Genomic DNA, 20,189 nt, shown 5'->3' on the forward strand with positions numbered 1-20,189 from the left:
ACCTCAGTTCGCCTTGGCGGGTTGCACCTGCACAGGCATGCCGTGTTTCAGGTTGAGCAGATTGGTGGTGACCACCATCTGATTGGCTTCCAGTCCTTTGGTAATCGGATACAGCTGGTTCTCCAGCTCGCCCACCGTGACCGGCGTCTGCAGGGCAAACTTGGCATCAGCGGGAAGTTTGCCGGCCTTGATCCCCTTCTCCAGGGTCTCAAGATCGGCCTTGCCAGGATTCTCTTTGAGCTCCTCGAAACTGCCGAGTCGGAACACGAAGCTCTGGCCCGAGGTCTGGGTGACAGCGGCGAAGGGAACGGCCAGCTGTTCTTCCGCCTTGATCTGCACCCGCGTGCGCAGACGCTGCCCATCCTTCAGTTGCCCATCGGTGTTAGGGAAGACCGCCTTCACCAACAATCCTTGGGTCTGTTTGTTGACCCTTGGGTCGATCGAGCCGACTTCTCCAGTAGCAATCAACTCGTAACTGCCTGGAGCACTGAGCAACACCGGCTGTCCTAGAGCCAGACGTGTCGAGAACACGGCGGGCACCTCAACACGTGCTTCCAATTCGTTGTTCTGCACCAGGCTGGTGAAAACCTGGCCTTGCTGAATCACATCGCCCACCTTCACCTTCACATCAGCAACCGTGCCAGCAGAGGGTGAGCTCAGATTGCTGTAGTCGAGCTCGGCCTGGGCTGCGATGTATTGGGTGCGGTAGCGATCCAATTCCTTCTGCGACGCAGCACCCGTCTCGGTCAGGTAGACGTAACGCTCGTAATTGGCTTTGGCGGTGTCGGCTTTGGCTTTTTTCTCGACCTGATCGAGCACCACCAACAGCTGACCAGGTGCAACTTCATCACCCTGGCGAATCTTCAACTCAAGAATTCGTCCTCCCGACTGGGCAGCGAGCTCGACAAGGTTGCTGGCCTCCAAGGTGCTGACGGTGTCGACACCCTCGGTGAACTCAGCAAGCTGAGCGGGAACGGCCTGTACCTTCGGTGGCGGCGGCTTCGGTGCCTCGCTTTTGCAGGAACTGACCGTGATCAGAGCGGCGAGGGTGAGCAGAAGTCGCTGCGGATGACGCACGGCAATAGGGCTTTGACCCGGATTATGCAGGGTTCTTGGGGGCCTGACTGCGAAGGTCTGCAGGCTTCGAAACAGGCACGCCAAAAAACATTCGATTCGGCCCAGCTCAAGCGCCGATTGAGAACGTCAGGGACACTGGGTCATCGCCGATGGTTTGTTGGCTCAGGACCTCTTCGCTTTTCAAGGTGAACAGCAACTGCGGCGGCTGGCACCCCTGGCCGACCGCATGCGGCCGCGCACGCTGGAGGAATTTGAAGGCCAGAGCGGGATCCTGGCCGACGGACGGCTCCTGCGCCGTGCCATCAAGGCCGATCGGGTCGGCAACCTGATCCTGCATGGCCCGCCCGGGGTCGGCAAAACGACCCTGGCGCGGATCGTTGCCAACCACACCCGCGCTCACTTCAGCAGCCTTAACGCCGTGCTGGCCGGCGTTAAGGACCTGCGAATCGAGGTGGATGCTGCACGCCAGCGTCTTGAACGGCATGGCTTGCGCACGATCCTGTTCATCGACGAAGTGCACCGCTTCAACAGCGCCCAACAGGATGCGCTGTTGCCGTGGGTGGAGAACGGGACCGTCACCCTGATCGGTGCCACCACGGAAAACCCTTATTTCGAAGTCAACAAGGCGCTGGTCAGCCGCTCACGGCTGTTTCGTCTACTGCCGCTGGAGGCGGAGGATTTGCAGAGGCTGCTGCAACGTGCCCTTGCGGACGACGAGAGGGGCTACGGCGACCGCTCAATCGCCATCAGCCGCGATGCCGCCGACCACCTCGTTGATGTGGCGGGAGGAGACGCCCGCAGCCTGCTCAATGCCCTTGAACTAGCGGTGGAGAGCTCCGAGCCCGATGGCGACGGCGTGATTCAGATCAACCTGGCTATCGCCGAGGAATCCATCCAGCAGCGGGCTGTGCTTTACGACAAGCACGGCGATGCCCACTACGACACCATCAGCGCCTTCATCAAATCGCTGCGGGGCTCCGATGCCGATGCGGCGCTGTTCTGGCTGGCGCGAATGGTGGAAGCCGGTGAGAACCCGCGCTTCATTTTTCGACGGATGCTGATTGCAGCAGGGGAAGACATCGGCCTGGCCGACCCACAGGCCATCGTTGTGGTGGAAGCCTGTGCCGCAGCCTTCGAACGGGTGGGGCTGCCCGAAGGCCTGTATCCCTTGGCACAGGCCGCGTTGTACCTGGCGGGCACAGAGAAGAGCAACAGCGTTCTGGGCTTCTTTGATGCCCTCAAAACAGTGCGCGATGCACAGAAACAAGACGTGCCCGGTCATTTGCGCGATGCCAACCGGGATGGAGCCGCCTTTGGCGATGGCGCGGGCTACCGCTACCCCCACGCCTACGCGGAACACTGGGTAGAGCAGCAATACCTCCCCACATCCCTGCAAGGGGAAGTGTTCTGGCAGCCCGGCCAACTCGGCTGGGAAGGAGAACGGCGCGAGCGGATGGCCGAACGCCGGGCGGCCCAACTCGCCGCGGCCGCGGAGCTGGCAGCCGACCAGCCCTTGCTGCTGAGCAGCGGACCCGACCGTCCCGGCGTGGATCGCTGGGTGCAGCGTCAACTCGGGCAGGAGGGGGAACGACTGCAGCGCCTGCGCGAGCGGCTTTGGCGAGAGATTCCCTGGACCCGTCGAGATCGGGTGCTGTTGTTAGGGATGCGCTCGCTGATCTGGGCCCTCGATCCATTGAGGGCCGCCCCGGAAGGTGGCGTGACCGTGCTCTGCGACAACGAAGCCGACCGCAGCCGCTTGGAAGCGCAGATGGATCTGCTCGAACCGGAGCATCGGCCAGACCTCTTGACCGGCGACTTCAACGCTCTGCCACCGAGCCAAGCCTTCGACTGGATCGGAGGACGGCTCGCCGCGGCCGACCTGCAAGGACAGAACTGGACAGCGCTGCTGGAGGCGATCAACCGGCATGCCCTACCGACAACGGGCTTACGGCTGTTGGTCAGCCGCGCCGAAATGGGGCCCGCCGGTGCGCTCCAGCACAACGGAGATATGGCCGAGCTGTTCAGCGATCTGGTGGCTCAAGAACAGCAGTGGCTTGAGCTGCAGCTGCGTCCGGACGAGTTGTTGGCGAACGCCGGCTGGCAGCTCCGTTGTGAGGAGTGGGTGGAGCATCTAACCCTGCCGGGGGGGACGGAGCTGGCTGAGCGATGGCTGGCCGAAGGGTCGCCCTACCGGCAGGCCATGGGAGAAATCAGCACGGAGGTGCTGACGCAGTTGCGCCGATCGTTGAACAGCCTGGGCGAGGTTGGCCTGCGACTGCCGATGCGTCATCAATTGATCCAAGGCGAACGAAGCACGCCATAAAAAAACCCCGGCCGAAGCCGGGGTGAAGGCAAAGGGCTCAGGGCCTGATCACCAGAGGGGACGTGCAGGAGCGACGTAGGCGGGACGTGCAGCGGGCTCAGGCAGCACTGAGTTGGCCTGAACGCAGGCGGGCAGGAAGACATACCAGGACAGCAGCGAGGTGCACTGGGCGTCGCCTTCGCACTTGTCGGGAGCGCAGACGTTCTGGATGCCGTCGTAGGTGCCGCAGGTGTCAGCCAGGCGGAAGTCAACGGGCAGCTCAGCCATGATGCCGGCGGAGGAGATTTCACCGTCGATGGAGTCGGCGATGATCGCGGAACGAAGGGCCACCACGGAGGTGGACTTCATCTTCCAGTAGGGGAAGTAAGAGCGGGTCTGATCCTTCAGGAACTTGACGCCGTCGTCGGAGTACAGGAAGCGATGCACGCCGATAATGTCGACGGCATAGGTCTTGGTCATGCCTTCCTGGATTTCTTCGGCAGTCCAACCGGAGTTGTTGATGCCGGCATCCAGAGCACGGTCGGTGATTTCACCGGTGCTGAGGAAGGTTTTGAATTCAGAAGAAGTGGTGGTCCACACGGCGCCGCCGGTGTTCCAGCGGACAGGACGCTTTGTGCCTGCTTCAGCAGGAACAGCCAAGGCGGCGAGGGATGCACCGGCCAGCAGGCCAGCAGCGAGACGATTAAACACGGACGACAAAAAGGGACGTCAAGAAAAACGTAGCCCTGAAAATAGAAACTGCGGGCATCACCAAAAGCCTTAAGGATCCAAGAGTGCCGATACCACTAGCTTTCCAAAGAAAGAGACGCGCGAGACTCAAAAATTCAGGCCGATTTGTACCTTCTCAAAGCCCAAATCAGGAATCACCTACCCAGCTAGGTCGCCTAGGGAACCCAAGCCAGTCAAGAGAATTCTCCATGACATGAGAATCACCTAAAACTGAAAAATTCAGATCGGCTCGAACCCAACGAGGGATCAAAACTAAAACTCGCTAGTCAATTCAACTGAATGCGTTGCCAGCCATCTGGACAACGCCCGGCCTCAGCCTGGCCTGTTCCCTCCCGATCACCACGACAGTGGTGCATCCGCAATCGACCGCCCGAGCGCTCCACCTCCGCCAGGTAGGCCTCCGTGCCGTGATGGGGCTCAAGCCACAGCCGGGTCCGAACAGCATCACGATCCACCCTCGCCAGCAACTGCGGCCCGGAGGACAGGCCCAGATCTTGCAGAGAACTTGCGAATTCACCCCAGTAATGGCGCGTCATCTGCGCGCGGGTGAACTCCATCAGCAGGGTTTCGGCTTCGCTGCGCTGATGCAGGGTGATTTCACGCTGCATCAGCCGCCGGCTGAGATCCGCCGGCGACGGCTGAGGAGCACCGTGATCGAACGAGAACCCTTGTCGCGGCGCAACGAGTGCACTCACCCCCATGGCCAAAAGGCCCAGAGCCGCCATAGAGCGTGCGATTTGCTCGACCCGGATCCGCGACACCATCGCCCAAAAGCTGCAGGCTGGTTGCAACGTAAGCAGCACAGACAGTCTTGTCCTGAAGGCCGTACGCTGCCGCCACAGAAAAAACCTCTTCCGTGAGTCTGCAAATCGGCGACGCCGCCCCCGACTTCACCCTGCCCGATCAAAACGGCGATCCCATCAGCCTCGCTTCACTGCGCGGAAAGAAGGTTGTTCTGTACTTCTATCCCAAGGACGACACCCCAGGCTGCACCAAAGAAGCCTGCAACTTCCGCGATCGCTGGGAGGAACTGAAGGCCCACAACATCACCGTCTTGGGCATCAGCAAGGACGGGGCCACCTCCCACAACAAATTCATCAACAAGCACGAACTTCCGTTCACCCTGCTCACCGATGAGGAGCCCTGTGCTGTCGCCAGCCTCTATGAGAGCTATGGGTTGAAGAAGTTCATGGGGCGCGAATACATGGGGATGATGCGCCACACCTTCCTGATTGATGAAGAGGGAAAACTCGAGCGGATTTATCTCAAGGTGAAAGCGGCCACCATGGCCGACACACTGATCAGCGATCTCGACCTGAGCTGAGCCCAGCACCCAAATTCAGCAGCGCTTGCAACTGAAGATCGCCCTCCAGCTGCAACAAGGATGGTGAGCCTGTCCAGTGCCTTTGCACCAGGGCAGCGTCGCCACCGCAGATCCACAGCAGCCCTTGGGCATGCTGCTGAGCCGCTGTGATGGTGGCCAACATCGCCTCCAACACACCGCGCCGCATGGCTGCGACTGTCTGTTGTGGGAAGACCTCTTGGAAGGCCTCGTCGTCGTCGCTGAGGTCAGCAGTTGAGGGAAGGCCGACGGTTCCCTCTGCCATGGCCTGGAGTTGAAGCCGGTAGCCGGGAATCAACTGACCTCCTCCAAAACAACCATCAGCCGTCACCCGGGTGATGCTCAAGACGGTGCCGGCATCCACCAGAAGCAAGCCCCTGGAACAGTCGAGCTTTCGCTCCTGACTGCAGCGCCAGGCCATCCAGGCCCCGAGGGCTCGATCCACACCCAACCAAGGTGGCGCCTGCGGCAAGGGCACATCCTCCAGGCGAATGCGCAGATCCTGATGGGCCATGAGCTGCTCGGGCACCGACCCCACCGCCGCCCAGATCGGAGGTTCGCTCCCGATGCGAGCAGGATCTGGGCCCCCGTGATCAACACGAACACCGTGGTCATGCCGCTGAGCCCAATGCCAGCGGCTGTTGCCAATCAGCAGAGCGCGACCGCCGCCCCGTTCAGAGCCCGCCACTCAGATGCCTTCACCCATTAGCCCTTCATTGGCCTCCTGGGGTACATGGATTCCACACTCCTGCTTCAGTCCTCCGAATCGGGTGTCGCGGCCACTCAGTTCTCCCACATCAGGTCCACTGGAATGCCAGTCCCCCACGGTGGAATAACCCTGCTCAAACAACGGATGCTGGGGGAGATTGTTCGCTTGCATGTAGTAGTAAACGTCGCGCTGCGTCCACTCGAGCAAGGGTCGCAATGACCAGCGATCCCGAATCGGATCCAATGCCGTCATCGAGCGGCGGTGATCGGTCTGCCCACGCCGCACACCGCTAGCCCAGCAGCGCGTGTCCAGGTTGTTGAGCGCCCGCTCCAGGGGTTCTACCTTGCGGATACGGTGATAAGTCTCCATGTCTTCCACTCGACCGGACTCCCAGAGCCGACCATGGAGGGCCTCCATACGAGCTGGGGACATCTCGCTCTGACTCACCACCAGACGAATCCTGAGCTGCTGGGTGAGTTGATCGGCGTAGGTGTACGTCTCTGGAGGCAGATAACCGGTATCGATCCAGATCACCGGCACAGCATCACCGCCGGGGAGGGTGCTCAGCATGTGCAAAAGCACAGCCGATTGAATCCCGAAACTCGTGGTGAGGACGAAGCTCTCGCCGAACTGCTCGAGTCCCCAAGCCAACCGCTGCTGAGGCTCCATCGACTCCAGCAGCTTGCGCCCCTCGAGCAACTCGTTTTGCACCGCCATGGGCACCATGGACTCGGGAGCCTCCGTCATCACGCCATCTTCCCCTGTCGTGGGACCAGCGGTGGTTCCTATCGTTTGAGAATCGGCAGTTCCTTTCATGCGTTCACCCTCGTCCCCATCGGATGCCGTGGTGATCGTTGGCGGTGGATTCGGAGGACTGTTCACAGCACTTGCTCTTCAGCGACGACAGCCCAGCTGCCCCATCGTTCTGATCGAACCGCGGGATCGCTTTCTGTTTCAACCATTGCTGTACGAACTGCTTAGCGATGAGCTTCAAGGCTGGGAAGTGGCCCCCCGCTATGACCAACTGCTGAACAACAGCGTCTGCTGGATTCAAGACAGCGTTGTTGGAATCGATCAAACCAGCCAAAGCATCGAATTGGCCTCCGGAGACCGCTTGGGCTGGGCGCAACTGGTGTTGGCGACGGGATCGAAAGCCAACGATTTCGGCATTCCAGGCGTCAAGGAACACGGCTCCGGCTTCCGAGACCTCAGCGATGTGAGCCGCCTCAAGCAATGGATCAACAACCTGGATCAGCAACGGCATGAAGATGCCGGTCTGATCATTGTTGGCGCGGGACCCACCGGCGTGGAGCTGGCCTGCAAGTTGGCGGATTTGATCGACGGTGCTGCCAGCGTTCGACTGGTGGAGATGGGCGATGAAATCCTTCCCGGCAGTACAGCGTTCAATCGGGAGCGGGCCCAGGCCGCGCTGGAACGCAAAGGGGTGGTGGTTCAGCTGAACACCAGCGTGAGCGAAGTGAAGTCCAGCACTGCTGTTCTTGCCGATGGCGCTGTACTCCGGCACGCAGGCTTGGTCTGGACAGCAGGAAGCAGTCCCTCCATTCCAGCCATCTCACCCACGCCGGTGCTGGAACGGGGCCGTCTGGCCGTTGATGATGACCTGCGCCTGGTGGGGAACGCCAACACGTTCGCCATCGGGGATGTCTCAGCCCAGCCAGGCAGCCCATGGCCCTCAAGCGCCCAGGTGGCGATGCAGCAGGGCGATGCCACTGCAGCAGCCATCGCGAAGCTCAGGATGGACGAAGAGCCCCAACCCTTCCATTTCGAGGACCGAGGCGAAATGCTCAGCCTCGGTGTCGGTGACGCCACCCTCACCGGCATGGGGCTCACCCTCGCTGGCCCCTTGGCCTTTCAGCTTCGACGGGCCACGTATCTCACGCGCCTGCCAGGGCTCTCCCTGGGTCTGCGCTCGGCTGGCGCCTGGTTGTTGAACCGTTGAAGCAATCCCACCTTGGAGGGCGTTGTCGTGGTCTGCGCCCCAGCCAGCAACGGCAGCTGGAGCGCTTAAGCCATCGCCGTCATCCCGAAGACTGCGGGGCCGATCTGCTGAGCCTGGAACGCTTGGCCGATCTGGTGCTGGATCTGGAGATGCCACTGCATCTGGTGCTGGACGGCCGTGGGCTCTGCCGCCTGCTCTGGCTGGGGCCTCTCACCGGCAGCGATTCGCTGCTGCAACATCTGCCGGCAACACCGCGGCGGAGCAGCGGGGGATGGCGACTGATCAGCTGCCCTTTCGCCCGCAAAGGGCTGCACCAGGATCCCCGCGACGCCGTGGTCGCCCTCGACATCGCTCCTCGGCACTGGCTGCGATTTGCACCGTGCCCGGCGGCCGATGGAGCTCGGCCGGCCGAACTGTTGATCCCTGACCCATCGCAACCCGATGGCTGGAGGCCTTTTGAACAGGGCGATCTGAGGGACCTTTGCACCCTCACACCGGACGAACCTCAACCCCAAAGCATCAGCGCCGCGGCCGGAGACGAGCGGGTGCTTCTGCTCACGCTCACCAGTGGCGATGAGCAGCGCGACCAGCGGGATCTGGCTGAGCTGGAAGGACTGGTGCGCAGTGCAGGCGCCGAACCGGTGGCCCGGACCAGCCAGCGCCGGGGCCAAACCAATCCCCAAACGCTCTGGGGCTCCGGAAAACTTCAGGAAGCCGCCCTCGAGATCCGCCGCTGCCAGGCCTCCCTGGTCATCACCGACAGGGAGCTCACCCCCGTGCAGGCGCGCAATCTGGAACGGCTGCTCAGCTGCCCGGTCTCCGACCGCAGCGAATTGATCCTCGACATCTTTGCCCAGCGGGCCGGCAGTGCTGCAGGACGGCTTCAAGTGGAACTGGCTCAGCTGCGCTACCGGCTGCCGCGCCTGCTGGGACGTGGCAGCAGCCTCTCCCGGCAGGGCGGCGGGATCGGCACGCGCGGCCCTGGGGAAACACAGCTGGAAAAGGACCGAAGGGCCATCAGCCGACGCATCGAACGACTGCTTCGAGATCAACGCCAACTTCAATCCCACCGCAGCCGCTTGCGGGATCAGCGGCGTGGTCTGCCGCGGGTGGCACTGGTTGGGTATACGAACGCGGGGAAATCCAGCCTGCTCAATGCCTTGTGTGGCAAACGGGCCAGTGATCGCGTGCTGGCGGAGAACAAGTTGTTCGCCACCCTGGACCCCACCACGCGGAAACTCGACCTGCCCTGCCCTGGGGCACGACCCCAACGGCTTCTGCTCACTGACACCGTGGGCTTCATCCGCGATCTCCCCGCCCCACTGGTGGAAGCCTTCCGCGCGACGCTGGAGGAGGCACTGGACGCCGATGTGCTGCTGCTGGTGGTCGACCTTGCCGACCCCGACTGGCAAGGCCACCTCGACACAGTGCATCGCCTGCTCGATGACCTCGACAGCACAGCCTTGCGCCGGGTGATCGCCAATCAGATCGACCGCTGTGAGGCGACTGCGATCGAGACGATTCATCAGCGGGAACCCGACGCCCTGTTTCTCTCGGCCGTGCGGGGGGATGGGTTGCAGGGCCTACAGCAGTGGTTGCGCGAGCAATTTTTTGATCCCGGGGCAGAATCGCCGCAATTGACGATCGGCGACTCGCCGCCATGGCCGAGCTGAGCAGCGCTCTTCAGAACCCTCAAGCGTTGATCACCCTGGCCGTGTTGGGGCTGGCGGTGGTGCTGTTCATCACCGGAGTGATTGCCCCGGAGCTCACCGGGTTGCTGAGCCTGAGCCTGCTGATCGCCACCGGTGTGCTCAATCCCCAGGAGGCCCTAGCGGGGTTCGGCAGTCCTGCACTGATCACCCTGTTGGGCCTGTTCCCTGTCTCCGCTGCACTGTTCAAAAGCGGTGCCCTGGATCGCCTGAGGGCCCTGATCGCCTCGGAGCGGATCCGCTCCTCGCGCCGTCTGATCGCGCTGATGGCTTTCGTGATCGCCCCGGTATCGGGAGTTGTACCCAACACGCCCGTGGTGGCATCGCTGCTACCCGTGGTGGAGGGCTGGTGCCAAAGGCGCGGCATTTCGCCATCCCGGGTGCTGTTGCCGTTGTCGTTTTCAACCGTTCTGGGGGGCACCCTCACCCTGCTGGGCAGCTCTGTGAATCTGCTGGTTAGCGATATCAGTGAACAACTGGGCTATGGCTCCCTCGATCTGTTCAGCTTCACCCTGATCAGCCTGCCGGTCTGGCTGGCAGGGGCCATTTATCTGGTTTTGGCTCCAAGGGTGCTGTTGCCGGACCGAGGTGCCAGCACGGATGACCTCGGCGGCAACCCCAAGACCAGCAGCTACTGCACGGAAGTCCGCATACCACCGGAGTCGGAGCTGGTGGGCAGCTCTCTCCTAAACAGTCGATTGCAACGTCGTTTCGACGTTGACGTGCTGGAACTACAGCGCGGTGGAGAGCGACTCCTGCCACCCCTGGCGGACCGTCGTCTTGAGGCCGGCGATCATCTGCTGTTGCGGGTCACCCGCCTTGATCTGCTGCGGCTCCAGCAGGATCACACAATTCAGCTCACAACCCAGGGGCAGAACGCTGGTTTCAGCCTGAACACCGAAGAGGCCAGTGGACAAAAAACCGTGGAGGTTTTGTTGCCTGCTGGCTCCACCTTGGCTGGTGCCAGTTTGCGGGAACTACGGTTCCGGCAGCGCCACAACGCCACCGTTCTCGCCCTGCGCCGCGGCCAGGAGACCGTTCAGGAACGCCTCGGCCAGGTGATCCTGAGGGAGGGCGATGTGCTGCTACTCCAGGCACCAATCGACTCCATCCGCGGCCTGCAGGCCAGCAACGACCTTTTGGTGCTGGATCGTCTGGAGGATGACCTGCCCACCGTGCGGCGCAAGCCCGTGGCCGTCAGCATCGCCTTGGCGATGCTGCTGCTGCCGACTCTCACCCCTATCCCCCTGGTGGCGGCGGTGCTGTTGGCCATGGTGAGCGTGGTGGCCACCGGCTGCCTTCGCCTTGGTGAACTGCAGCGCTCAATCCGGCTGGACGTGATCCTGCTGCTGGGATCCCTGACCAGTTTCAGTGTTGCCATGCAGAACACGGGCCTGGCCGATGCCCTCGCCCTGGTGCTCCAACAGGGGCTAGCGGGCTGGCCAAGCTATGCCGCTTTGATGGTGGTCTTCATCGGCACCACGCTGTTGACGCAGGTGATGAGCAATGCGGCCTCAGTCGCCCTGCTGGCGCCGGTGGCAGTGCAACTGGCTCCGTCCCTGCAGCTGTCCCCCACCGCCTTGCTGATCACAGTGCTGTTCGGGGCCAGTCAGTCCTTTCTTACCCCCGTGGGGTATCAGACCAATTTGATGGTGTTCGGCCCAGGCCGTTATCGCTTTCTTGACGTCACCCGCTATGGACTTGGCCTGACGGTGATCATGACCATTCTCGTGCCGGCCTTGATTCTCTGGCATTACGGCGGATCCTGAACAACACTGGTCAGATCTCACGCGCGCCTGTGCCGATCGGAAGGGCCATCGAACGCAGCCAGGGCTGGCATCGTCGGCTCACGGTTCCCCAGTTCACCGTGGTGACTGGATTGCTAGTGGTGCTGATCGGCACGCTGCTTTTGGCCACTCCGCTGTGCTCCTCAAGCCGCGTTGGGCTTTGGGAAGCTCTGTTCACAGCCACATCAGCCATCACCGTGACGGGGCTGTCGATCATCGACATCGGCACCGATCTCACGACCTTCGGCCAGGTGGTGCTGGCCCTGATGATCCTGGCGGGGGGCCTTGGCCTGATGGCCATCACCACGTTTCTGCAGGGCTTTGTGGTGCAAGGAACAGCCCTGCGACGCCGGCTGGACCGGGGCCAGGCCCTGGATGAATTCGGCGTGGGGGGCGTCGGGCGCACGTTTCGTGGCATTGCCCTGACGGCGACGCTGGTGATCCTGCTGGGGGCCGTGATTCTGTATCACTTCGGCTTCGATGACATCCCCAACCACGCAGAACGCCTCTGGGCTGCGCTGTTCCACAGCATCTCGGCTTACAACAACGCGGGATTCGGACTCTGGAGCGACAGCCTCGAGCGCTACCGCAGCAATGGCGTTGTGAATGCCGTGGTGATGCTGCTGATCGTGGCAGGCGGCCTGGGATGGCGGGTCACCAGCGATCTGAGCACGCAGCTGCTGCGCAGACGGCAAGGCCGGCGTCGTCTGAGCCTGCACTCCCGCCTGGTGCTGCGCACCACCATGATCTTGATCGCCTTCGGAGCAGGGGGGCTGGCCCTGACGGAATGGTTGAACCAGGGCGAGATCTTCGCTGGCATGCCCTTGTCTGAGCGGTGGCTCACCGCACTGTTCAAATCCGTCACGGCACGCACAGCAGGCTTCAGCACCGTTCCGCTCTCGCTCGACACCGTCACCGAATCCAGCCTGCTGCTGCTGATGGTGCTGATGTTCATCGGGGCCAGCCCCGGCGGCACCGGCGGTGGGATCAAGACCACCACCGTGGCGGCCTTGATGGCGGCCACCCGCTCCACCCTGCGGGGCCGGGAGGTGGTGGTGATCCGCAACAGAAGCATCAGCGACAAGGTGGTGCTGCGGGCCGTCGGCATCACGGTGGGCTCCCTGCTGTTCGTGATGGCCATGGCGATGCTGATCAGCATCGCCAGCAATTTGAACGGCAAGGATTCGTTCACCTTTATGGAAATGCTGTTCACCTGCATCTCCGCCTTTGCCACCGTGGGTTTGGATCTGGGGGTAACCGTTGAACTCCCCCGTTTCGGCCAGGCGGTGCTGATGGTGGGAATGTTTGTGGGACGACTGGGCATCCTTTTGCTGCTGAGTGCGATCTGGGAAGCGATGACTCAGGAACAAATCCAGATGAATCGCCAGAATCGAGTCGGTTACCCCAGCGAGGATCTGTATGTCTGAGCGTGATCAGCGGGGGAGGCAGCGATGAAGGAGTGGTGGCAGTGGAGCCCGGTCCAGGGCAGCGATCGCCTCGGCTTCGCGATCATCGGCGTGGGCCGTTTCGGCATCGCCGTGTGCCGGGAACTGCTTCAGAACGGAGCGGATGTGCTGGCCGTGGACCGCTCAGAGCGAGCGGTGGATGAACTTCGTCAAGTGGAGCCCAGCGTGGAGGCCCGCGTCGTGGACTGCACCGACGAAGAGGCCCTGCGGGAAGCCGGCGTGCTTGAAATGGGCACTGTCGTGGTGGCGATCAGTGAACCGATCGAGGCCAGCATCACCGCGACCTTGATCGCCAAAGACAGCGAGGGGAGCCGCGTTCGCCAGGTGATCGCGAGGGCAACGAGTGACCTCCACGAAAAAATGCTGAAGCGGGTGGGGGCCGACCGAGTGATCTTTCCCTCGCGGATGCAGGGCGAGCGCCTGGGGCTGGAACTGGTGCGCCCCAACCTGATGGAGAGGCTGGCCCTGGATGAACAGCACTGCATCGAGGAGATCAAGGTTCCAGAACCCTTTGTGGGGCGCTCGCTCAGGGATCTGAATTTGCGCAAAAACTTCAGGGTCAACGTGCTGGCGGCAGGACCGCAAAGCAGCCTGATGGTGAACCCACCGGCATCCCACGTGCTGGAGGAGGGACATCTGCTGGTGGTGATGGGACTGGTGGACGACCTGCAACGGCTCCCGAAAAACTGAGCCGATGCACTGCCTCGGGCTGATGAGCGGAACCAGTGCTGACGGTGTTGATGCCGTGCTGGCGAGCTTCGACGGCCCATCCCAGCGTCCTCAGTGGTCCCTGCTTCACCACCACCATCAGCCCTATCCGCTCCAACTGCAGCAGCAGGTGGTGGCAGCCGGCCAGGGCGAACCGATGCCGGCAGCCGTCTGGCTACAGCTGGCAGAAGCCATCACGGAGGTGCAAGCCGCCGCGGCACGGGCCTGCGACCCCGATGCACAAGCTGAGCTGATCGGCTGCCATGGCCAGACCGTCTGGCACCGCCCCCCGGCCCAAGGGGCAGCAGGGGCCAGCTGGCAGATGCTGCAGGCCCCACTGCTCGCCCATCTGTTGCAAAGGCCGGTGGTCCATAACTTCCGCGCGGCTGATCTGGTGCTTGGGGGACAGGGAGCACCGCTCGTGCCTCGGGCCGATGCGGCGCTGCTGGGACGCACGCAGGGCTGGCGGGCACTGCTGAACCTGGGCGGCATTGCCAACCTCACCCTGATCCCCCCCGGCAGTGGAGGCGACCGCCATACCGCTGTCTTGGGATGGGACTGCGGACCAGCCAACAGCCTGATCGACCTGGGCATGCGCCACTTCACCAATGGAGCCCAACCCTTCGACAAGGGTGGAGCGATGGCAGCGCAGGGCCGTGCGGATGAGGGCTGGATCCAGCGCTGGCTTCAAGAGGATTACTTCCAGCTGACACCACCGAAATCCACAGGACGGGAGAGTTTCGGGCAGGACGACCTCAACCGGCGCCTGCTTCAGCTCGGTGGAGCCTCAGCGGCGGACGCCATCGCAACCCTGACGGCTTTTCCCGCTGCTGTGGTCGCCCAGGATCTGGAGCACCTGCGCCAAAGACGTGGCGTCGCACCAATCGAACTGATCACAGCTGGCGGTGGCAGTCAAAACCCGGTGTTGATCGATGAGCTGCGGCGGCGCTGCCGAGGGTTGCAGCTGGACGAAAGCAGCAGGCTGGGGGTGCCGACTGCAGCCCGAGAAGCCCTGGTCTTCGCGTTACTGGCCTGGTGGCACCACAAAGGGCATCCCGGCAATGTGCCCGCCGTCACCGGAGCCAGGCGGGAAGCCGTGCTCGGCGTACAGGTGAATCCGGCCTAACCGGGCCGATGCAGGCGCAAGCGCCTGGGAGCGCCCCGCAAACGGCGGGGCTGTTGCGATTCCAGAGCCGACCGCAAGCGTTCCTCGCGGGTTGGGGCGGGAGCAGACGCCTCCAGAGCTTGCTCGTGGCGCTGAACCCCCTGCTGGATCAGCACCCGCGCCATGTTGCTCACCGTGCGGGATTCCAGCTCGGCCATGGCGGTCAAGCGTTCACAAAGATCCTCAGGCAGAACCACCTGAATTCTTGGGGACTTGGGCTTCCCACTGGATGAGGTCTGACGGGTGGGCACGACCGGATCCCCAAGAAGAGGCTCTGCTACTAAAAAGTGTACAGAGATGGTCAAGGGTAGTATCCATGACTATGGTGGGGGCATTGGTCCTCCTCGGAGTACCCCATGACACAAGCCACACCACGCCCCCGTCGCAGCCCAGCCGGCTCCCGCCCTCGGTCCCGACGCCCTCGTCGCAGCGCTGAAAACAGCGACGTGCTGGTTTCAGCTGTGGTCAGCACTTACCTGCTGACCCACCTGCACCATGTGTTGCAAAGGGCCGAATACAACGCCTCCCAGGAAGGGCGCAGCACCCAGGCCGCCAACTACGCCCAACTGCGCAAAGTGCTCTGCATGGATGCCCGCAGCATGAAGGACGCCTCGGCCTTGGGGCAGCACGATGACGGCATCGAACAAGCCGCCTGACAAGACCTTCGGCTCTGAATAGCGTTTGAGCAGTTGCTCAGATCGCGATGGCTTCCAACGCCGCAGAGCTGTACGCCCGAATCAGTAGCAATCCGGAGCAGACCCAGGCGCTGTTCCGTCAGGCGCTGCAAGATCCCAACGGCGCCATGGCCAGCATCTGCAGCCTGGGCGACCAACTAGGGCTACCCGTCACGACCCAAGAGGTGCGGGAGCATCTGGCCAGCCTCGATGATGAAGACAGCCAACGCTGGCTGGTCAAGGCGAGAGGCGGTCTTTGAACTCTGGAGCTTCGGACGTCAGGAATGCCTTGGGCTCAGTGCGCTGACGGCGTTCGTATCCGCCACCTCCGGCCCAACTGAAGAAGAGCAAATAACTCACGATCGCCAAGCCTGCAGCCACCACGAGAGCGGCCAGCTGCTCCAGTTTCAGCATGGCGACCAGCCTCCGGGAACCCTCACCAGTTTGCCGACAGGGATGATGGGGGGCATCACGCCTTCCGCCGGTGCTGCGACTCGAAAACGTCAGCAAGATCTACCCGACGGGGGAAGTGCTCCGGGCCGTGACCTGGGAGGTGAAACCCGGAGACAGGATCGGCCTGGTGGGGGTGAACGGCGCCGGCAAGTCCACCCAGATGCGTCTGATTGCCGGGCACGAAGAGCCCACCAGCGGCCAGGTGGTTCGGCAAGGGGAGCCCCGCATCGCCTACCTCCAACAGGAATTCGACGTGGACCTGGAGCGCACCGTGCGCCAGGAACTGTTTCAAGCCTTCGGCGAAGCCGCCGAGGTGATGAACCGACAACAGCAGGTGGAAGAAGCCATGGGGTCGGAACGCGCTGCTGAAGATCCCGATCATCTAGACCAGCTGATCCAACAACTGGGGCAGCTGCAGAGCCGCTTTGAAGCACTGCATGGCTACGAACTCGATGCCCGCATCGACAAGCTCCTGCCCACGATCGGATTCACTCCGGAGGGCGCTGAGCTGCAGGTGAAGGACTATTCCGGGGGCTGGCAGATGCGAATTGCCCTGGGGAAAATCCTGCTGCAGGAACCGGATCTGCTGCTGCTGGACGAACCGACCAACCATCTGGATGTCGAGACCATCCAGTGGCTGGAGAACTACCTGCTGGAGCAGAGCGCTGCCCTCGTCGTCATCAGCCACGACCGCACCTTCCTCGACAGAGTCTGCAATCAAATTGTCTCCACGGAGAGGGGGGTGTCCCGCAGCTACCTGGGGAACTACACCGCCCACCTGGAACAGAAACAAATGGAACGGGAGGCCACGCAGGCGGCCTTCGAACGCCAGCAGAAAGACATCGCCACCCAACAGGCTTATATCGATCGTTTTCGTGCCAGCGCTACCCGCAGCACCCAAGCCAAAAGCCGAGAGAAGCAACTGGACAAGGTGGAACGGGTGGAGGCGCCGATCGAATCCGTGGCCGGGCCAAGTTTTCAGTTCCCGCCTGCCCCGCGCTCCGGAGCTCAGGTTGCCTTGATCGACAACGTCACCCACAGCTATGGGGACAAAATCCTGTTCCTGGGGGCTGAACTGGAGGTTGAACGGGGTGACCGCATCGCCTTCGTCGGCCCCAATGGTGCGGGCAAGTCGACCCTGCTGCGCCTGGTGATGGGGGTTGAAACCCCCGATGAAGGCAGTGCCAGGCTTGGGGAGCACAACGTGATTGCGGGCTACTTCGAACAGAACCAGGCCGAAGCCCTGAATCTGTCCAAGACCGTGATTGACACGATGTACGAAGCGGTCCCCGATTGGACCCAGACCCAAGTTCGTTCGCTGCTGGGCAGTTTTTGCTTCAGCAACGACACGGTGTTCAAGGAGGTTGGGAAGCTCAGCGGAGGCGAGAAAGCCCGTCTTGCACTGGCGCTAATGCTGCTCACCCCCTGCAATCTTCTGGTCTTGGATGAGCCCACCAATCACCTCGACATCCCGGCCAAGCAGATGCTCGAGGACGCCTTGATGGCCTACGAAGGAGCGGCGCTGCTGGTCTCTCACGACCGCTATTTCATATCCCGCGTGGCCAACCGGATCGTCGAACTGCGAGAGGGCGAACTGGTGATGTACAGAGGGGATTACAACTACTACCTCGAGAAAAAAGAAGAGGAAAGGGCTGAAGCCAAGGAGAAAGAACTGGCTGTGGAGCGAGAAGCCAAGCGGAAAGCCAACAAGGAAAAGCAAAAAGCTCGAGATGCCCGGCGCAAAAAGGCGGCCTGACTGGCATCAGACCGCAGCACCGAAAACTTCACACAGCCTTAGGCAGGAAGACTTATTTCTCTTTACCTGCAGTTTTCATCTGCATAAGCTGACAAAACTGACCCGTAGCACCGATGAACATGGTTTCCGGCCCAGGCAACATCGAAACCGTTGGCGGGTCATCAACCCCAGGCCCGGCACCCCATGAACAGACCTGGGACGCGGTGGAAACCTATTTCGAGTGCATCACCACCTGCTCGCTCGACGATGGCGAGTGCATCACCCAATGCGTTGAACAACTGAGGGACGCCGACGACGCCTAAGCCCGCAGCATCAGCCAGGAGTCAAGGCCGATAAATCGACCGGCTTGACGTCAATCGTGACTAGCTCCTGACCACGCTTCACCTCCAGCACAATCGAGGCACCGACACCGCGACGTTCAATGGAACTGACCACCGCGGCAGGGTCAGCGACAGCCTGACCATCAAGTCGCGTGATCACATCATCCACCTTGAGCCCGGCGCGGTCCGCTGGCCCTCCAGGCTGGACCCCGCGAATCACCGCACCTGGCGGCACCGGGGATGTGGGGGTGGGCCGGGGCACCGGCGACAGACGGATGCCGATCACAGGATGACGGGCCTTGCCGCTGGAGACCAGCTGCTGAGCAATCGTTCGAGCGCGATTAATCGGGATAGCAAAGCCCAGACCCGCCCCAGGCCCTGATCGCACCAAGGTGTTGATGCCGATCACTTCACCGTCGGCATTGAGCAGTGGCCCGCCCGAGTTGCCGGGATTGATCGCCGCGTCGGTCTGAATCAGATCAAGACGTTTGCCGGAAATTCCCAGCTGGGCAACATTGCGATTGAGGTTGCTGATGATTCCAAGGGTCACCGTGCTTTCCAGCCCGTAGGGATTGCCCACGGCAATCGCCCAGTCGCCCACGCTGAGCCGGTCGGAATTCCCCAGATCGGCAACAGGCCAGGGCCCGGGGGCCTCCAGACGCACCACTGCGAGATCGGTGAGGTTGTCTTTTCCCACCACTCGGGCGGGCACCCTCCTGCCATCGGAGAGGCCCACGGTCAGTTGATCTGCCCCCTCCACCACATGGGCGTTGGTCAGCAGCAGGCCTTTGGCATCGAAGATCACCCCACTGCCTTGGCCGCGCTGCACCCGGGAGCGCGGGGCTGTGGAGCGTGGGATGCCGAAGAAGTGGCGAAACAAGGGGTCCCGCATCAGGGCCGGCGGCACACCCGCAACACTGGACTGATTGACGGTCCGCGCCGTCTCCAGGGTGACCACTGCCGGACCACTGCGCTTCACAGCGGCTGCCACGAATGAGTCACGACGGATGGCCGGGCGCGCCTCGGCCTGCTGAGGCGCAACGGTCAAGGGAAGCGCCGACACACCGGCCACCAGCAATCCCCCCGCCAAAGCGGAGACGACTAGCGGGCGGGACTGGGAGTTGACCACAGCTTCAGGGCGATCGGCTGCCTCGACGCTACGCAGAGCAGATCCTAAAAAAGCCACGTTCCATGTCAAAGCTGTGACCACATGCGACCGGGGTCCCGATAGCGTGAGGATGCAGACGTCTAGCTGGGACGGAGGGTCATGCTCGGTTCGCTGTTTCCCCTCATCTACGGAGCGCTATTCGTGGCCCTGTTGTGGCAGGCCTTCCGCGTGATGAGCAAGGGTTTTCGCGCTGCCAGCGGTCCGATCAACAGCGTGCCCAGCAACGCTCCTAGCGACCGCACAGGCCAGGTCACCGTCCACCCAGAACTGCTGGACAGCGAGGGGCGCATCACGGAAGAAGCCCTGCTGACGGTTCGCTTTGGTGGTGACGATGACGAAGCCTCGACGGCCGCTGGACCCGGCACTGAATAAATTGGGCGCTTGGAGTCGACAGGGGTCGCCTGAGTGGATCAGAGAACACGCATCGTTGCCGCGGTCATCAAGGGCATCAAGCTGCCCCCCCGGTTTCGGCTTCGGCTGATGAAAGAAGATCCGGTTCGCCTGGAATTGAGCCTGACTCCGGCCTACGGAAAGGAGCCCATCACCGTGGGCCTTGTCGAATCTCTTGATCTGGTGGCCCGTCGTGACCGGGAAGGCCGGATCCCCCGTGACCTTCAGGGCACCTGGGACTGGACCGTCCGCCACGGTCAGGTGAGCACCGGAGGCTGGAACCCTTATCTCAAGGAAGCGCTGCAGACCATGTTCGAGACCGGCCTCCCGGCCATCGTGTTCGAGGAGCTCACTGGAGAGGAGTACCACCCCGTTGATGGGACCCGTCACGTGCGCTGATCAAGCACGGGGATTCTGTAAAGGCGTGCGAATGAATGCAGCGAGGCGACAGAC

General features: G+C 62.4%; 22 protein-coding genes. 14 read left to right on the forward strand and 8 right to left on the reverse strand.

From position 1 onward, the window contains the following. Positions 1–3: 3 nt before the first annotated feature. Positions 4–1,077, reverse strand: a complete 1,074-nt coding sequence (locus Q3Y53_RS09260; RefSeq protein ID WP_226425069.1) for an efflux RND transporter periplasmic adaptor subunit — start codon at positions 1,075–1,077, stop codon at positions 4–6. A gap of 157 nt (positions 1,078–1,234) precedes the next feature. Here Q3Y53_RS09260 and Q3Y53_RS09265 point away from each other — a divergent pair, with 157 nt between their 5' ends. Beyond that, a complete protein-coding gene (locus tag Q3Y53_RS09265) occupies positions 1,235–3,400 on the forward strand; it encodes an AAA family ATPase (RefSeq protein WP_303535286.1) in 2,166 nt (721 codons plus the stop codon). 48 nt (positions 3,401–3,448) lie between these two features. On the opposite strand, the gene Q3Y53_RS09270 is transcribed toward Q3Y53_RS09265, so the two are convergent. Both Q3Y53_RS09270 and Q3Y53_RS09275 read right to left on the reverse strand, forming a co-directional pair. Then, entirely contained in the window at positions 3,449–4,090 is a 642-nt protein-coding gene (locus Q3Y53_RS09270) for an alpha/beta hydrolase (RefSeq protein ID WP_226425067.1), read from the reverse strand. Between the two features lie 305 nt (positions 4,091–4,395). Beyond that, on the reverse strand, positions 4,396–4,893 hold the full coding sequence (locus Q3Y53_RS09275; protein WP_303535288.1) for a thymidylate synthase: 498 nt from the start codon (positions 4,891–4,893) through the stop codon (positions 4,396–4,398). A 92-nt stretch (positions 4,894–4,985) separates the two neighbouring features. Here Q3Y53_RS09275 and bcp point away from each other — a divergent pair, with 92 nt between their 5' ends. Next, positions 4,986–5,453 carry a thioredoxin-dependent thiol peroxidase gene (gene bcp, locus Q3Y53_RS09280; RefSeq protein ID WP_226425065.1) on the forward strand — a complete coding sequence of 156 codons (468 nt, stop codon included), beginning with the start codon at positions 4,986–4,988 and terminating at the stop codon, positions 5,451–5,453. On the opposite strand, the gene Q3Y53_RS09285 is transcribed toward bcp, so the two are convergent. Then, a complete protein-coding gene (locus tag Q3Y53_RS09285; protein ID WP_303535291.1) occupies positions 5,431–6,159 on the reverse strand; it encodes a type III pantothenate kinase in 729 nt (242 codons plus the stop codon). The genes bcp and Q3Y53_RS09285 overlap by 23 nt on opposite strands. After that, positions 6,160–6,927, reverse strand: a complete 768-nt coding sequence (locus tag Q3Y53_RS09290) for a phosphoadenylyl-sulfate reductase (protein WP_303535293.1) — start codon at positions 6,925–6,927, stop codon at positions 6,160–6,162. 67 nt (positions 6,928–6,994) lie between these two features. Between Q3Y53_RS09290 and Q3Y53_RS09295 the strand changes: the two genes are divergently transcribed. The 6 genes from Q3Y53_RS09295 to Q3Y53_RS09320 are packed head-to-tail and all read left to right on the forward strand — an operon-like array spanning position 6,995 to position 14,936. Beyond that, positions 6,995–8,140, forward strand: coding sequence for an NAD(P)/FAD-dependent oxidoreductase (locus Q3Y53_RS09295; protein WP_303535295.1), 1,146 nt, complete (start codon positions 6,995–6,997; stop codon positions 8,138–8,140). After that, positions 8,137–9,813, forward strand: coding sequence for a GTPase HflX (gene hflX, locus Q3Y53_RS09300; protein ID WP_303535297.1), 1,677 nt, complete (start codon positions 8,137–8,139; stop codon positions 9,811–9,813). Before Q3Y53_RS09295 ends, hflX begins: the two co-directional genes overlap by 4 nt. After that, positions 9,801–11,618 carry an SLC13 family permease gene (locus Q3Y53_RS09305; RefSeq protein WP_303535304.1) on the forward strand — a complete coding sequence of 606 codons (1,818 nt, stop codon included), beginning with the start codon at positions 9,801–9,803 and terminating at the stop codon, positions 11,616–11,618. The genes hflX and Q3Y53_RS09305 overlap by 13 nt, the downstream gene beginning before the upstream one ends. A gap of 29 nt (positions 11,619–11,647) precedes the next feature. Next, complete coding sequence (locus tag Q3Y53_RS09310) at positions 11,648–13,063, forward strand: TrkH family potassium uptake protein (protein ID WP_226425059.1); 1,416 nt, start codon at positions 11,648–11,650, stop codon at positions 13,061–13,063. 24 nt (positions 13,064–13,087) lie between these two features. Further along, positions 13,088–13,792: a TrkA family potassium uptake protein gene (locus tag Q3Y53_RS09315; RefSeq protein ID WP_226414438.1), complete on the forward strand. Its 705-nt coding sequence runs from the start codon at positions 13,088–13,090 to the stop codon at positions 13,790–13,792. A gap of 4 nt (positions 13,793–13,796) precedes the next feature. After that, positions 13,797–14,936 carry an anhydro-N-acetylmuramic acid kinase gene (locus tag Q3Y53_RS09320; RefSeq protein ID WP_303535308.1) on the forward strand — a complete coding sequence of 380 codons (1,140 nt, stop codon included), beginning with the start codon at positions 13,797–13,799 and terminating at the stop codon, positions 14,934–14,936. On the opposite strand, the gene Q3Y53_RS09325 is transcribed toward Q3Y53_RS09320, so the two are convergent. Further along, positions 14,933–15,226, reverse strand: a complete 294-nt coding sequence (locus Q3Y53_RS09325; RefSeq protein ID WP_115093073.1) for a hypothetical protein — start codon at positions 15,224–15,226, stop codon at positions 14,933–14,935. The genes Q3Y53_RS09320 and Q3Y53_RS09325 overlap by 4 nt on opposite strands. Before the next feature lie 105 nt (positions 15,227–15,331). Between Q3Y53_RS09325 and Q3Y53_RS09330 the strand changes: the two genes are divergently transcribed. Together Q3Y53_RS09330 and Q3Y53_RS09335 are read left to right on the forward strand one after the other, a co-directional pair. After that, positions 15,332–15,631 (forward strand): hypothetical protein, encoded by a 300-nt coding sequence (locus tag Q3Y53_RS09330; RefSeq protein WP_226425057.1) that lies wholly within the window; start codon positions 15,332–15,334, stop codon positions 15,629–15,631. Between the two features lie 47 nt (positions 15,632–15,678). Continuing rightward, complete coding sequence (locus Q3Y53_RS09335) at positions 15,679–15,909, forward strand: hypothetical protein (protein WP_226425056.1); 231 nt, start codon at positions 15,679–15,681, stop codon at positions 15,907–15,909. Here Q3Y53_RS09335 and Q3Y53_RS09340 read toward each other — a convergent pair. Then, a complete protein-coding gene (locus Q3Y53_RS09340) occupies positions 15,887–16,063 on the reverse strand; it encodes a hypothetical protein (protein ID WP_226425055.1) in 177 nt (58 codons plus the stop codon). The genes Q3Y53_RS09335 and Q3Y53_RS09340 overlap by 23 nt on opposite strands. Before the next feature lie 70 nt (positions 16,064–16,133). Between Q3Y53_RS09340 and Q3Y53_RS09345 the strand changes: the two genes are divergently transcribed. Both Q3Y53_RS09345 and Q3Y53_RS09350 read left to right on the forward strand, forming a co-directional pair. Beyond that, the gene (locus Q3Y53_RS09345) at positions 16,134–17,858 is read left to right on the forward strand and encodes an ABC-F family ATP-binding cassette domain-containing protein (RefSeq protein ID WP_303535311.1); all 1,725 of its coding nucleotides are present in this window, start codon (positions 16,134–16,136) and stop codon (positions 17,856–17,858) included. Positions 17,859–17,971: 113 nt separating this feature from the next. Continuing rightward, the gene (locus tag Q3Y53_RS09350) at positions 17,972–18,160 is read left to right on the forward strand and encodes a hypothetical protein (protein WP_226425054.1); all 189 of its coding nucleotides are present in this window, start codon (positions 17,972–17,974) and stop codon (positions 18,158–18,160) included. Positions 18,161–18,170: 10 nt separating this feature from the next. Here the strand turns inward: Q3Y53_RS09350 and Q3Y53_RS09355 are convergent, their stop codons facing one another. Then, complete coding sequence (locus Q3Y53_RS09355; RefSeq protein WP_368506442.1) at positions 18,171–19,226, reverse strand: trypsin-like peptidase domain-containing protein; 1,056 nt, start codon at positions 19,224–19,226, stop codon at positions 18,171–18,173. A 219-nt stretch (positions 19,227–19,445) separates the two neighbouring features. On the opposite strand from Q3Y53_RS09355, the gene Q3Y53_RS09360 reads away from it, so the two are divergent. Both Q3Y53_RS09360 and Q3Y53_RS09365 read left to right on the forward strand, forming a co-directional pair. Beyond that, complete coding sequence (locus Q3Y53_RS09360; RefSeq protein ID WP_303535313.1) at positions 19,446–19,718, forward strand: DUF2973 domain-containing protein; 273 nt, start codon at positions 19,446–19,448, stop codon at positions 19,716–19,718. A 33-nt stretch (positions 19,719–19,751) separates the two neighbouring features. Next, a complete protein-coding gene (locus tag Q3Y53_RS09365; RefSeq protein WP_226425052.1) occupies positions 19,752–20,135 on the forward strand; it encodes a hypothetical protein in 384 nt (127 codons plus the stop codon). Positions 20,136–20,189 lie beyond the last annotated feature (54 nt).

The organism is Synechococcus sp. YX-04-1 (assembly GCF_030546365.1).
GTDB lineage: Bacteria > Cyanobacteriota > Cyanobacteriia > PCC-6307 > Cyanobiaceae > Parasynechococcus.

Coding starts and splice junctions, on each gene's coding strand:
- Q3Y53_RS09340 (WP_226425055.1), bottom strand. CDS start 16,063: ATGCTGAAACTGGAGCAGCTGGCCGCTCTCGTGGTGGCTGCAGGCTTG.
- Q3Y53_RS09320 (WP_303535308.1), top strand. CDS start 13,797: ATGCACTGCCTCGGGCTGATGAGCGGAACCAGTGCTGACGGTGTTGAT.
- Q3Y53_RS09360 (WP_303535313.1), top strand. CDS start 19,446: ATGCTCGGTTCGCTGTTTCCCCTCATCTACGGAGCGCTATTCGTGGCC.
- Q3Y53_RS09335 (WP_226425056.1), top strand. CDS start 15,679: ATGGCTTCCAACGCCGCAGAGCTGTACGCCCGAATCAGTAGCAATCCG.
- Q3Y53_RS09275 (WP_303535288.1), bottom strand. CDS start 4,893: ATGGTGTCGCGGATCCGGGTCGAGCAAATCGCACGCTCTATGGCGGCT.
- Q3Y53_RS09315 (WP_226414438.1), top strand. CDS start 13,088: ATGAAGGAGTGGTGGCAGTGGAGCCCGGTCCAGGGCAGCGATCGCCTC.
- Q3Y53_RS09350 (WP_226425054.1), top strand. CDS start 17,972: ATGAACATGGTTTCCGGCCCAGGCAACATCGAAACCGTTGGCGGGTCA.
- Q3Y53_RS09290 (WP_303535293.1), bottom strand. CDS start 6,927: ATGACGGAGGCTCCCGAGTCCATGGTGCCCATGGCGGTGCAAAACGAG.
- Q3Y53_RS09305 (WP_303535304.1), top strand. CDS start 9,801: ATGGCCGAGCTGAGCAGCGCTCTTCAGAACCCTCAAGCGTTGATCACC.
- Q3Y53_RS09330 (WP_226425057.1), top strand. CDS start 15,332: ATGACACAAGCCACACCACGCCCCCGTCGCAGCCCAGCCGGCTCCCGC.
- Q3Y53_RS09295 (WP_303535295.1), top strand. CDS start 6,995: ATGCGTTCACCCTCGTCCCCATCGGATGCCGTGGTGATCGTTGGCGGT.